Genomic DNA, 11,396 nt, shown 5'->3' on the forward strand with positions numbered 1-11,396 from the left:
GAAGGAGGTTTTGGTTATGATAGTGATCGAAAAGCCGAAAATCGATTCCGTGGAAATTCAAGATGATAAGAGATATGGCCGCTTTGTCGTAGAACCGCTGGAACGTGGTTATGGGATGACGCTTGGTAACTCTCTTCGCCGCATTCTGTTGTCGTCCTTGCCGGGCGCTGCCGTAGTATCGGTACAGATTGATGGCGTTCTTCACGAATTTTCCACGATTCCAGGTGTTATTGAGGATGTTACGCAAATCATCCTTAATCTGAAGCGTCTATCGCTGAAGATTCACTCCGATGAGGAGAAAGTGCTCGAGATCGATGCGGAAGGCGATGGCGTTGTTACTGCCGGTGATATCCGTGCGGACAGCGACGTTGAAATCCTTAACCCGGATCTTCATATCGCAACATTAGCATCTGGCGCGCGCCTCCACATGCGCATCTTCGCCAGAGTCGGACGTGGATACGTTCCGTCAGATCGCAACAAGAAGGATGATCAACCGATTGGCGTTATTCCGATCGATTCGATCTATACCCCGATTACCCGCGTTAATTATCAAGTCGAGAATACCCGCGTCGGCCAAGTAACCAACTATGACAAGCTTACGCTTGAAGTTTGGACCGATGGCAGTATCCGACCTGAGGAAGCGGTTAGCTTGGGCGCGAAAATCCTAACAGATCACTTATCTTTGTTCGTGGGTCTTACGGATGAAGCCAAAGATACCGAAACGATGAAAGAAAAGGAAGAAGACAAAAAAGAAAAAGTGCTTGAGATGACCATCGAAGAGCTTGATCTTTCCGTCCGTTCCTACAACTGCCTTAAACGCGCAGGCATCAACACGGTTCAAGAGCTGATCACGAAAACCGAAGAAGACATGATGAAGGTTCGTAACTTGGGCCGCAAGTCTTTGGAGGAAGTACAAGAGAAGCTTGAAGAACTTGGCTTGGGCCTTCGGTTCGAGGAGTAGCATCGTTAAATGTTTGACAGCATCTTGTGACGACCGAACGCAGACGCCATAGGCGCTGCTTCATCGTTCGCACTAGTGAGGGAGGGAAAACAAATGGCCTATCAAAAACTGAGTCGCGATTCCAGCTCGCGGAAAGCTCTTTTCCGTGACTTGTGTACCGACCTGTTCCTGTACGAGCGTATCCAAACGACCGAAGCGAAAGCGAAGGAAGTGCGCTCCATTGCCGAGAGATTGATTACTCTCGCTAAGCGCGGCGACCTGCACGCGCGTCGTCAGGTATCGGCATTCGTGCGTCGCGAGAGCCTTAACGGCGAACAAGACGCCATCCAGAAACTGTTCTCCGAATTGGCTCCGCGTTATGCGGAACGTCCGGGTGGATATACTCGCATCTTGAAATTGGGACCCCGCCGTGGAGATTCTGCTCCGATGGTGTATCTCGAACTCGTTGATCGCGCGTAAGAACGGAGCGAAGAAGGATGGACCGAATCATGCATTCGGATCATCCTTTTTTTGTGGAATGGATTCGATGGAGGTGGGCTTATGCGTAATATAGGTCTCATCGTCAGCTATGACGGCACGGATTATTATGGATTCCAGAGTCAACCTAGCGGGAATACGATTCAGGACAAGCTGGAAGAAGCCATTTACGTCTTAACAGGCGAGCGGATCCATGTCACAGGCTCAGGGCGTACCGACGCCGGCGTTCACGCTAGGGGGCAAGTCGTTAATTTTAGCACCGCCTCAAGCATCCCGATTGAACGATGGATGCTGGCGCTGAATACGAGGCTGCCCAACGACATTGTCGTCCAGAGTGCATTTACCGTGCCTGAACAGTTTAATTCTCGCCGCAAGGCGACGAGTAAGACATACCGGTACACGATTAACTGCAATCGCAATCCAGATCTATTTCGGCGTCGTTATGAGTTTCATCATCCAACGCCGCTTGATTTCGATGCCATGCAAAACGGCCTTACCCATTTGCTGGGGAAACACGACTTTTCCTCATTCACTGCTCCGCAGTCGACTAAGCCGAGTCATATTCGCACGATTCTCGAAGCGAGACTTGAGGTAGAGCCCGATTATCCCGAGAAGATTAAACTTCCTCCGGACCACTTTGGTCATGCATGGGACGACCTTCACTATCCTGGCAAGCAACGCGGAGTATTCCATATCTATATTACCGGAACCGGATTTCTCTACAACATGGTGCGCATCATTGCGGGAACTTTAATTCAGGTCGGTGAGGGCAAACGTGCCTCCTCGGATATGGCGTCCATACTTGCTTCTCGGAATAGAGCTAGGGCAGGTCCAACAGCCGTACCGCACGGTCTTTCCTTATGGGAAGTCAAGTATGAAACCTTATTCGGAAACCAAATGAACGAGGGCAATTCTTGACAAAATTCCGCTTGCATAAAAGCCCGATTTCATGTACAATAAATTTTGTGCTTTCTTCACGGCTACCCACGGCCCCAGTGGAGAAGTGTCACGCTGTTTTGCTGTGTTTGATGGATGGGGTTCTCTCCCGAGACCTGTGTCGCGAACACTTCTTCAATACCTAAACAACTAAGATATGAATGAAAATTGTAATTGTCGTACCACATAAAAGCAGGGAAGTAACCCGAAGGAGGATGTTTCATGCGTACAACCTTTATGGCTAAGCCTCTTGAAGTCGAGCGCAAATGGCACATAATCGACGCCGAAGGCAAAACGCTTGGTCGTTTGGCCAGCGAAGCTGCAGCGCTTATCCGCGGCAAACACAAACCTGAGTTCACTCCACATATCGATACAGGTGATTTCGTCATCGTAATTAATGCGGAGAAGATCGTTCTTACAGGTAAGAAAATGCAACAAAAGAAATACTACACTCACTCTCATTACCCAGGTGGTCTGAAAACGACGACAGCGGCTGAGATGATCAACAAAAAGCCTCACCGCATCATCGAGCTTGCTGTCTACGGCATGCTTCCTAAGAACAAACTGGGACATCAGCTTCATAGCAAACTTAAAGTGTATGCAGGAACTGAACACCCACATCAAGCCCAACAACCTGAAGTTTACGAACTTCGCGGATAATCAAAAAGGAGGACTTACGAATGGCTCAAGTGCAATATTTAGGAACGGGTCGCCGCAAGCACTCCGTTGCGCGAGTTCGACTCGTGCCGGGTGAAGGCCGCATCGTTATCAACAAACGTGAAATCAATGATTATTTCGACCTTGAAACGTTGAAATTGATCGTTAAACAACCGCTTAATCTGACCGAAACGACTAGCAAATACGATATTGTCGTATTAGCGCACGGTGGTGGAACGTCCGGCCAAGCAGGCGCAATCCGTCATGGCATCTCCCGCGCACTTCTTAAAGCGGACCCAGAACTTCGTTCCGCTCTTAAGAAAGCAGGATTCCTGACTCGTGACCCGCGTATGAAAGAACGTAAGAAATACGGATTGAAAGCGGCTCGTCGCGCTCCTCAATTCTCGAAACGTTAATATCATCACAGTACAAACCGTGCCTTTCTCCCATTATATTCGATGGCGGGGAAGGCATTTTTTTGTACGATTAGAAATCATACGTTTTACTTGGATGATTGAACAATCCCGCCCGAGAGCGTATAATAGAAGTAATTCATACTTAAATACTTGGATTTCAAACGGAGGTCAATATTATGAACTTCTTCGAGAAAGAAGCCCTCATTAACCAAAAAGCTGAAGAATTCGAGCATGCATCGCCGGAGACGGTTATCGCCTGGGCGGTGCAAACTTTCCCGAACATTACTTTTGCTTGCAGCTTCGGAGCGGAAGACGTAGTACTCGTGGATATGCTCCAAAAAATCAGTCCGAGCACGGATATTTTCTACCTCGATACTGATTTTCACTTTAAGGAAACCTATGAAACGCGCGACATTATGGCTCAGAAGTACAATCTGAAATTCGTCGAGGTCAAATCAAAGCTAACTCCCGAGCAGCAAGCAGCTGAGTACGGTGAAGAGCTATGGAAGAGCGACCCGACAAGCTGTTGCAACCTTCGTAAAGTCGAGCCGTTAACACGAATTCTTGGCCAATATGAGGCTTGGATTACCGGAATTCGTCGCGACCAGGCGCCGACGCGTGCCAATGCGAAGAAAGTCGAATACGATACGAAGTTCGGGCTCGTGAAATTTAACCCGCTGGCATCGTGGACGTCGGAGGACGTATGGGCTTATATTCGCGCGAACGATGTCGTTTACAACCCCCTTCATGATCGTAACTACCCGAGCATCGGTTGCGAGCACTGCACGAAACCGGTTATGCCGGGAGAAGATCCGCGGGCGGGACGTTGGGCGGGGAACGAGAAGACGGAATGCGGCTTGCATAAATAATAACCGATAACCTATACAGGACCTAGAAGGAGCTACTCAGATCATGAGCGCAATTGAACCGCACGGCGGCAAATTGATTAACCGGGTATTGGAAGGGCAAGAACGTGAAGCATTGCTAGGTAAAGCTGCGAGTCTTGCGGCTATTCCGATTAATACTTGGACGATTTCCGATTTGGACCTCATTGGCGTAGGAGCATTCAGTCCGCTTACAGGCTTCATGAATGAAGCGGATTATCTCTCCGTTGTAAATACAATGCGTCTAGCTAATGGCACCATATGGAGCATTCCGATTACGTTGGCTGTTACGGCCGATCAGGCTGCTAAGCTGTCCGTTGGCCAACAAGCCGCTTTGGTCGGTGAAAATGATGGCATCATTTACGCCGTGATTGACGTTGACAGCCTATATAAAGTTAATAAACATCATGAAGCCGTTCAAGTGTTCAAAACAGATGATATGGAGCATCCCGGTGTCGTGAAGCTTTTTGATCGTCCTGACACATACGTGGGAGGATCGATTCAAATATTGAACCGCCCGAAACCGGAGAAATTCAATGAATTTTACTTCGATCCAGCGGAAACCCGTCGTATTTTTGCGGAAAAGGGTTGGAAAACCGTCGTAGGATTCCAAACCCGGAATCCCGTGCACAGGGCTCATGAATACATTCAGAAAGCAGCGATGGAAATCGTTGACGCTTTGTTCTTGAATCCTCTCGTTGGCGAGACGAAATCGGATGATGTGCCTGCGAATGTTCGGATGAAGAGCTATTTGGCGTTATTGGAAAATTATTATCCTAAAGATCGCGCATTTCTTGGCGTATTCCCGGCGGCTATGCGTTATGCGGGACCGCGCGAGGCGATTTTCCACGCGATGGTTCGGAAAAACTACGGATGTACCCATTTTATCGTCGGTCGTGACCATGCGGGCGTAGGCGATTATTACGGCACATACGAAGCCCAGGATCTTCTTAAAACTTTCGCGGTAGAAGAGCTTGGCATTACGCCTCTCTTTTTCGAACACAGCTTCTATTGCACCAAATGCGGTAACATGGCATCGAGCAAGACGTGTCCGCACGATAAAGAGCATCATCTGACTTTGTCGGGTACGAAAGTACGCGCTTTGTTGCGCGACGGTATTTGCCCGCCTCCTGAATTCTCGCGCCCTGAGGTGGCGGCGATATTGATCGAAGGAATGGCGGAAGCGAGTAAAACATACGCAATCTAAAACATATTTGTCCACCTTGTCCCATATGATGTAGGGAGCTTTCCCGGGACGAGGTGGATTTTTATGTTTAATGATAATGGAAACAGGATTTGGTCTTTGCTAAATCGTCGTCGGCGGTTGGTTATTTGGATGACGCGAAGGGGTATGCTCCGTGTCGGCATCGTTGCCGGTTTATTGATGCTGACCGGCACTATTTTCCTAAGCGAAATTCCTACCTCGAACACTTGGACCCATTGGACGCTGCCTCTATCAGGTAAAGTAATCGCGCTGGACGCCGGGCATGGGGGAGCGGATGGAGGTGCCGTCAGCTCTGAGGGGATCATCGAGAAGGATTTGAATCTCGCCATCGTCCTTTACCTGAGGGATTACTTGCAGCAAGCCGGTGCGCTTGTTCAGCTAACGCGGGAAGGGGATTATGACTTGGCTACCCCTGAGACTAAAGGGTACTCTCGCCGCAAGACGGAGGATCTTCTGCAAAGGGCTGACCGGGTTCACAAGCAACAGGCGAATTTAACGATCAGCATACATATGAACAGCATGCCTTCGCCGCGATGGTCGGGTGCCCAAACCTTCTATTCTCCACGAAATACCGAGAGCAAGAGACTGGCAACGGTTATACAGTCTGAAATTCGCAACATTTTAGGGAATACGCAGCGTATTGCGAAGAGAGCCGATACCATTTATTTACTCAAAACACTGGAAATGCCCACGGCATTAGTCGAAGTCGGATTTTTGTCGCATCCGGAGGAGGCCAATTTGCTTGCAGATGAGCAATATCAAAGAAAAGTAGCGGCAGCGATCTACCGAGGCGTTCTGCGTTATGCCTCCGGTGAAGTCGGGGAGCCTGTGCTATAATAAGAAAAATGCTCATAAGAAGATGGGGGTCGCTATCATGGTCACCAAAGAAGCAATTCTAGAAGTCCTTCAACCCGTAGTTGAACCTACGCTAAAGCATAGTATCGCCGATCTTGGATTGATTCGCGATATACTGGTTAGGGATTCAAGCGTATCATTGACTGTCGTGCTGCATACGGACAGCATGAAATTCACTACTGAATTGGAATTGGAAATTTCACGGCATATTGCTCAAATAAAGGGCGGCAAGCCGCATGTGCGCTTTCGCCTATTGACGGACAATGAAATAACGGATGCTCTTTCCAAGCTGCAGCTCCAACAAACCGAGAGCAAAGCCCCTCCTCAAACGGAGGAACGCAAAGAAGCTCCCATTAAAGGGCATGGCGCGGGATTGGACAAACATCCTATCCTTCACCCGGACAGCGGCGTCGAATTTATCGCCATTGCTAGCGGCAAGGGTGGAGTAGGCAAATCGACCGTAACCGTTAATTTGGCTGTGGCGTTGGCTCGGCAAGGAAAACGGGTCGGACTCATCGACAGCGATATTTACGGCTTTAGCGTGCCGGATATGATGGGAATTGAAGAGCGCCCGGAGCAAATAGGCGATAAAATCAAGCCGGTTGAACGTTTCGGGGTGAAAGTCATCTCCATGGGTTTCTTCGTTGAGGACAATAGTCCGATCGTTTGGCGCGGGCCGATGCTAGGGAAAATGCTCCGCAATTTCTTCGCCGAAATTGAATGGGGCGAGCTCGATTATTTATTGCTGGATCTGCCTCCCGGTACAGGGGATATCGCGCTTGACGTTCACCAGATGATTCCGCAAAGCAAGGAAGTCATCGTAACGACGCCGCATGCTACAGCTGCATTCGTAGCCGCGCGCGCTGGCGCGATGGCCATCAAGACTAACCATGAAATTCTAGGCGTAGTTGAGAACATGTCCTATTTCGAAAGCAAAGAAACCGGAGCGAGGGAATACGTATTCGGCCGCGGAGGCGGTGGACGATTGGCGGAGACGCTAAATACGGAGCTGCTAGCCCAGTTTCCTCTAGGCGCACCGGATAATCACCCGTCGGAACCTGATTATTCGCCTTCCGTGTATAAGGCGGATTCTGATATGGGCAAAGAATACATGTCGTTGGCCCAAGCGATTATAGATCGCTGTGGCAAATAATTAGCTTAATTATTGAACGCGGAACGAAAAGCGGCTAAGCGAGATTGTCTCGTTTAGCCGCTTTTCGAATTTCTATGCCTTAACCGCCGCCGTCACCGCTGCTTTGTCCGCCGCCCTCTCCACCTTCGCTGCTGCCTCCGCCGCCTTCTCCGCTCCCGCCTTTTTTCTCACTCTTTTTCTCAGGTTTGGGAGTTAGCTCTTCCTTCACTACGGTTTGCAGAAGCTTCATAATCTCCAACTTAAAAAGAGGATTCTGCATCGATTCCGAAACTGAGCTCATGATGAGTTTGCGAACATCGGTTGTTTTCATGGAATCGGTCAGGATCTTGAGCATCTCCGGAGTTTTGAACGTATCGACGAGCTCTTTCTGGTAAGCCGGGTCCTTCATCAAATCTTTATGGATTTGCTTGTTATCTTTGCTGATCGCTTTGGCGAACTCGCCGGCAAATTTAGGATCCTTCATGATTTTCTCCAGGACCGTAGAATATTCCGGAGCCGTGAGCACATCTTTAACCGCTATTCTTACTTGAGCTTGGTCCGATGGCGTCATGCTTTTTATCTGCAATGTGCTTTCCCCGTATTGGGCGGTTGAAGCTTTCTCCATCGCCTTCTGAGCTTCTTCGGAACCGAGGATATCGATGACCATGGACTTCACTTCTTTGTAGCTCATCTGTCCTCCGCCGCCGCCACCGCCGGATTCTTGTCCGCATGATACAAGCAACAACGATATACCTAATAAGCACCCATACCTTCGCAATCGATAATGCATACCGATCAGCTCCCTTCTGTAGGGTTATGGCTGTAGTATGCTACGATGACCTTGCGAATATAAGGGGATGTTCATGGCTTTTTGCCTGGTTCATGGTAAAATGAATGTTGATAAAACAGAGGAGGTTTCAGGCTTTGAATTTACGCAAATGGATGAAATTATTCGGGATGACCCTGTTGATCGGCGCTATCGTAACGGTAATCGGCAGCATATGCATCCAATTGTCGAACCCCGATTTTCGCAACGTCGAGGCGAGCGGCTGGGTATCTTATATTCTAATGATGGCATTGATCGGGATGACGTTTGGTGCCTTTTCTCACATGGGCTTTTTTGCGTATTTGATGTTGAATTATATTGCCCGCAGTATTTTCAAACGTCCTTATTCTTGGGTAGCTATCCAAGGTTTTATCGCTTTGTTTGTATTGGCGGAAATCGCTTATTGGACCTACGACACGAATTTCCCGAACTACACTTACTGGGCTATTCCGCTCGGGATTACATTAGCTTCAATATTCGTGGCATGGAGAAAAGTAAACCAGACATCGTCCGGAGCCTGGATTCCAACCATCTTTTTCTTGGTGGCGATCACGGTAATGGAATCCATTCCGGTATTCAAGACGGCGGATATATCTTCTTTGCTTTATCAGATGGTTCCTTTATTTATCTGTAACGCTTATCAAATTATGCAATTGCATCGAATATTGGGCAAAGCTCCATCAGCAACTCCCAGCGCAGCGGCGATTTAATAATTAAGGCAAGGCAAGCTCGTTCCAGGCGGAGCGATCTTCGACGGTTTTGCTTTTCGTTTCGGTTTGATTGATCATTTGGGTAACCGTCACGAAGTCGTAACCTTTGGCGCGAAGCTGGTCAATGATAGCGGGAAGGGCTTCATGCGTTTGTTTGCAAGAGTCGCTAGCGTGCAGCAGAATAATATCTCCAGGATGAGCTTTGCTTACAACTCGGTTAATGATCGTATCCACGCCTGGATTTTTCCAATCCAACGAGTCGGTGTCCCATTGGATGACTTTATAATTAAGGCCTTCGGCAATCCGAAGGACGCGTTTATCGAAATCTCCGTTAGGCATCCGGATCAGATTAGGGTTTTTCCCGGTCATTTCCTTTAAAATATTATCCGCGGTCGTAATTTGTTTGCGAATTTCCTCGTCGCTGTATTGGCTGTAATTATCGTGCTTGTGACCGTGGCTTCCGACTTCGTAACCGGCATCCGTAATTTTCTTGACGATGTCAGGATGAGTTTTGCTCCAAGGCGAAGACAAGAAGAAGGTGACGTTCTTCACGTTCTTGGCTTTCAGAATTTCAAGGATGGGTTCCGCTCTTTTCTCTCCCCAGCTAATATCGAAAGTAAGAGCGACGACATTGCGGTCTGTCGGAACGCTGTATACAGCCGCGGGCGGATGAGGGGCGAATACGCTTAAGTTGTTCTTCTCGACCCAAATGACGGCGATGGAGAGAATAGCTGCTAAGGTTAGGAAAAAGATCTTTTTAATGCGCCGTCCGTTCAATACTAAAAAATAATTCATGGGAATGATCGGCTCCTTTCCAGAGTAAGGTGTTCAATAAAGGCTTGGCTACTATTATCAATGTATGCTTGACCCATTCAGTTATTCATGAGGATCTAGAGTAAATATGAAACTAACAGTCGGTCGCATTGGAGGAAAACGGTATGTTTTCGCGTCGCGGATTATTGCAATCTTGGAATGAGGTTCGCTCGTATTTTATTTTCTCGGTCATATTGTTTTTTGCCGGCATTGTCATTGGGGGATCGCACAGTGCGCCCGTAGAGTTTCTGGAAAGCCAGCTTAAAGGAATTTCGCAAATCGCGGATGCCGCCAGAAAATCGGAAACCCCCGAGCTTACGATGTTCCTTCTTATAGCCGCAAATAACATTTTTAAATCGATAATGGTTATGGGATTGGGCATTGTCGCGGGAATTCTTCCAATTGTTATGTTGGTTGCAAATGGATTGATACTGGGTTATTTGTTAAGCGGAATAGCGGATAACGGGCAGAACGTATGGCTCTTGATCGTTAAAGGTTTGCTCCCGCATGGAGTACTGGAATTATCGGCGCTTTTCTTGGCGTGCGCATTCGGCATACGGTTTGGGATGACATTGATTAAGGGGATAGCGGGATCGGCCCTCGGAAAATCGAATTCATGGCAGCCTTTCGTTCGGACGGCAACCGGTTCGGTTCCGGCGCTCATCGTCGTGACGGTAGTTTTGTTTATAGCGGCCATAGTTGAAAGCACGATTACTTATTGGTTGATGAGTTAAAGTTTTGCGGAAGCGGGAAGATTGACATAAAGGTGGCGAAAAAAGAGCATAACAGTAGAACATGCCGGAGAACTTTCTGCTTTGCGATATTAGGAGAGAGTTTCGGTAAAACGCTGCTTGTTCACAGGAGGAATCGCTACCTATGCTCGGAATGATGTTTACGGATAAGGAATGCAAGGAATTCGACTATTTATTGCGCAAGGAAATGGATGAAATGCTGCTCGACATGAGCGATCGGCGATTAGATGGTCCGGTTAAAGAAGCGATTTCCAAAAGATATAAAATCATTTTCCGCATGTATGCCCGCATTGCGCCCCCTAGAGAGCTTTCCCGATATGCGATGGGCTTGAAATCGCAAAGATAACTTTTCAATATAATGCTTGACCTACTGCCCTTGAATATGTTAAATTATCATTCGCCCCACTTTTTGAGGGGGCGAGCGGACGAAGTAAATGATGGACAACAGGGTGTGTAAGAAATTACCTGTTGCCAACCACTTGTCAGCTGTGGTATATTATAAAAGTCGCCGTTAGCGCGGATGACGAAAAACGAAACACAAAAGCAACACGAATTGTTCTTTGAAAACTGAACATTGAGCGTAAGAAAACGAACAAAACGTCTTGACGCGACTATGTCGCGTTGAGGCAAACCAGTTGTACAGATTGAGCCTCAAAGGCTCTTTAATAAGAAGCTTCGGCTTCAACTATTATGGAGAGTTTGATCCTGGCTCAGGACGAACGCTGGCGGCGTGCCTAATACATGCAAGTCGA

General features: G+C 48.1%; 14 protein-coding genes and 1 rRNA gene. 13 read left to right on the top strand and 2 right to left on the bottom strand.

The features are described 5' to 3' along the window. Window positions 1–16: 16 nt before the first annotated feature. From K7P76_RS31875 to salA, 9 genes are all read left to right on the top strand, one after another. On the top strand, window positions 17–961 hold the full coding sequence (locus K7P76_RS31875; protein ID WP_232190130.1) for a DNA-directed RNA polymerase subunit alpha: 945 nt from the start codon (window positions 17–19) through the stop codon (window positions 959–961). Between the two features lie 93 nt (window positions 962–1,054). Then, the gene (gene rplQ / locus K7P76_RS31880) at window positions 1,055–1,420 is read left to right on the top strand and encodes a 50S ribosomal protein L17 (protein ID WP_232190131.1); all 366 of its coding nucleotides are present in this window, start codon (window positions 1,055–1,057) and stop codon (window positions 1,418–1,420) included. Window positions 1,421–1,501: 81 nt separating this feature from the next. Next, window positions 1,502–2,356, top strand: coding sequence for a tRNA pseudouridine(38-40) synthase TruA (gene truA / locus K7P76_RS31885; protein ID WP_232190132.1), 855 nt, complete (start codon window positions 1,502–1,504; stop codon window positions 2,354–2,356). A 240-nt stretch (window positions 2,357–2,596) separates the two neighbouring features. Continuing rightward, window positions 2,597–3,034, top strand: coding sequence for a 50S ribosomal protein L13 (gene rplM, locus K7P76_RS31890; RefSeq protein WP_232190133.1), 438 nt, complete (start codon window positions 2,597–2,599; stop codon window positions 3,032–3,034). Between the two features lie 20 nt (window positions 3,035–3,054). Next, window positions 3,055–3,447: a 30S ribosomal protein S9 gene (gene rpsI / locus K7P76_RS31895; RefSeq protein ID WP_232190134.1), complete on the top strand. Its 393-nt coding sequence runs from the start codon at window positions 3,055–3,057 to the stop codon at window positions 3,445–3,447. Window positions 3,448–3,623: 176 nt separating this feature from the next. After that, entirely contained in the window at window positions 3,624–4,316 is a 693-nt protein-coding gene (locus tag K7P76_RS31900) for a phosphoadenylyl-sulfate reductase (protein WP_232190135.1), read from the top strand. Window positions 4,317–4,359: 43 nt separating this feature from the next. Further along, window positions 4,360–5,538, top strand: coding sequence for a sulfate adenylyltransferase (gene sat, locus K7P76_RS31905; protein ID WP_232190136.1), 1,179 nt, complete (start codon window positions 4,360–4,362; stop codon window positions 5,536–5,538). Window positions 5,539–5,682: 144 nt separating this feature from the next. After that, a complete protein-coding gene (cwlD, locus tag K7P76_RS31910) occupies window positions 5,683–6,393 on the top strand; it encodes an N-acetylmuramoyl-L-alanine amidase CwlD (RefSeq protein WP_373692550.1) in 711 nt (236 codons plus the stop codon). Window positions 6,394–6,430: 37 nt separating this feature from the next. Beyond that, window positions 6,431–7,564, top strand: a complete 1,134-nt coding sequence (salA, locus tag K7P76_RS31915) for an iron-sulfur carrier protein/transcriptional regulator SalA (protein ID WP_232190138.1) — start codon at window positions 6,431–6,433, stop codon at window positions 7,562–7,564. A gap of 79 nt (window positions 7,565–7,643) precedes the next feature. Here the strand turns inward: salA and gerD are convergent, their stop codons facing one another. Then, a complete protein-coding gene (gene gerD, locus K7P76_RS31920; RefSeq protein ID WP_232190139.1) occupies window positions 7,644–8,333 on the bottom strand; it encodes a spore germination lipoprotein GerD in 690 nt (229 codons plus the stop codon). Window positions 8,334–8,467: 134 nt separating this feature from the next. Here gerD and K7P76_RS31925 point away from each other — a divergent pair, with 134 nt between their 5' ends. Further along, the gene (locus tag K7P76_RS31925) at window positions 8,468–9,079 is read left to right on the top strand and encodes a KinB-signaling pathway activation protein (RefSeq protein ID WP_232190140.1); all 612 of its coding nucleotides are present in this window, start codon (window positions 8,468–8,470) and stop codon (window positions 9,077–9,079) included. Between the two features lie 3 nt (window positions 9,080–9,082). Here K7P76_RS31925 and pdaB read toward each other — a convergent pair whose 3' ends face one another. Beyond that, a complete protein-coding gene (pdaB, locus tag K7P76_RS31930; RefSeq protein ID WP_232190141.1) occupies window positions 9,083–9,874 on the bottom strand; it encodes a polysaccharide deacetylase family sporulation protein PdaB in 792 nt (263 codons plus the stop codon). 143 nt (window positions 9,875–10,017) lie between these two features. Between pdaB and K7P76_RS31935 the strand changes: the two genes are divergently transcribed. From K7P76_RS31935 to K7P76_RS31945, 3 genes are all read left to right on the top strand, one after another. Further along, the gene (locus tag K7P76_RS31935) at window positions 10,018–10,626 is read left to right on the top strand and encodes a stage II sporulation protein M (RefSeq protein WP_232190142.1); all 609 of its coding nucleotides are present in this window, start codon (window positions 10,018–10,020) and stop codon (window positions 10,624–10,626) included. Window positions 10,627–10,768: 142 nt separating this feature from the next. Beyond that, window positions 10,769–10,990, top strand: coding sequence for a hypothetical protein (locus K7P76_RS31940; RefSeq protein ID WP_135153627.1), 222 nt, complete (start codon window positions 10,769–10,771; stop codon window positions 10,988–10,990). A gap of 341 nt (window positions 10,991–11,331) precedes the next feature. Continuing rightward, a 16S ribosomal RNA gene (locus K7P76_RS31945) occupies window positions 11,332–11,396 on the top strand; the annotation flags it as partial.

It is taken from the genome of Cohnella silvisoli (assembly GCF_021190915.1).
In the GTDB taxonomy this organism is placed as follows: Bacteria; Bacillota; Bacilli; order Paenibacillales; family Paenibacillaceae; genus Cohnella; species Cohnella silvisoli.

What these genes read in the sequence shown, in the direction of transcription:
- K7P76_RS31875 (WP_232190130.1), top strand. Translation starts at nt 17, where the DNA reads ATGATAGTGATCGAAAAGCCGAAAATCGATTCCGTGGAAATTCAAGAT.
- rplQ (WP_232190131.1), top strand. Translation starts at nt 1,055, where the DNA reads ATGGCCTATCAAAAACTGAGTCGCGATTCCAGCTCGCGGAAAGCTCTT.
- truA (WP_232190132.1), top strand. Translation starts at nt 1,502, where the DNA reads ATGCGTAATATAGGTCTCATCGTCAGCTATGACGGCACGGATTATTAT.
- rplM (WP_232190133.1), top strand. Translation starts at nt 2,597, where the DNA reads ATGCGTACAACCTTTATGGCTAAGCCTCTTGAAGTCGAGCGCAAATGG.
- rpsI (WP_232190134.1), top strand. Translation starts at nt 3,055, where the DNA reads ATGGCTCAAGTGCAATATTTAGGAACGGGTCGCCGCAAGCACTCCGTT.
- K7P76_RS31900 (WP_232190135.1), top strand. Translation starts at nt 3,624, where the DNA reads ATGAACTTCTTCGAGAAAGAAGCCCTCATTAACCAAAAAGCTGAAGAA.
- sat (WP_232190136.1), top strand. Translation starts at nt 4,360, where the DNA reads ATGAGCGCAATTGAACCGCACGGCGGCAAATTGATTAACCGGGTATTG.
- cwlD (WP_373692550.1), top strand. Translation starts at nt 5,683, where the DNA reads ATGCTCCGTGTCGGCATCGTTGCCGGTTTATTGATGCTGACCGGCACT.
- salA (WP_232190138.1), top strand. Translation starts at nt 6,431, where the DNA reads ATGGTCACCAAAGAAGCAATTCTAGAAGTCCTTCAACCCGTAGTTGAA.
- gerD (WP_232190139.1), bottom strand. Translation starts at nt 8,333, where the DNA reads ATGCATTATCGATTGCGAAGGTATGGGTGCTTATTAGGTATATCGTTG.
- pdaB (WP_232190141.1), bottom strand. Translation starts at nt 9,874, where the DNA reads ATGAATTATTTTTTAGTATTGAACGGACGGCGCATTAAAAAGATCTTT.
- K7P76_RS31935 (WP_232190142.1), top strand. Translation starts at nt 10,018, where the DNA reads ATGTTTTCGCGTCGCGGATTATTGCAATCTTGGAATGAGGTTCGCTCG.
- K7P76_RS31940 (WP_135153627.1), top strand. Translation starts at nt 10,769, where the DNA reads ATGCTCGGAATGATGTTTACGGATAAGGAATGCAAGGAATTCGACTAT.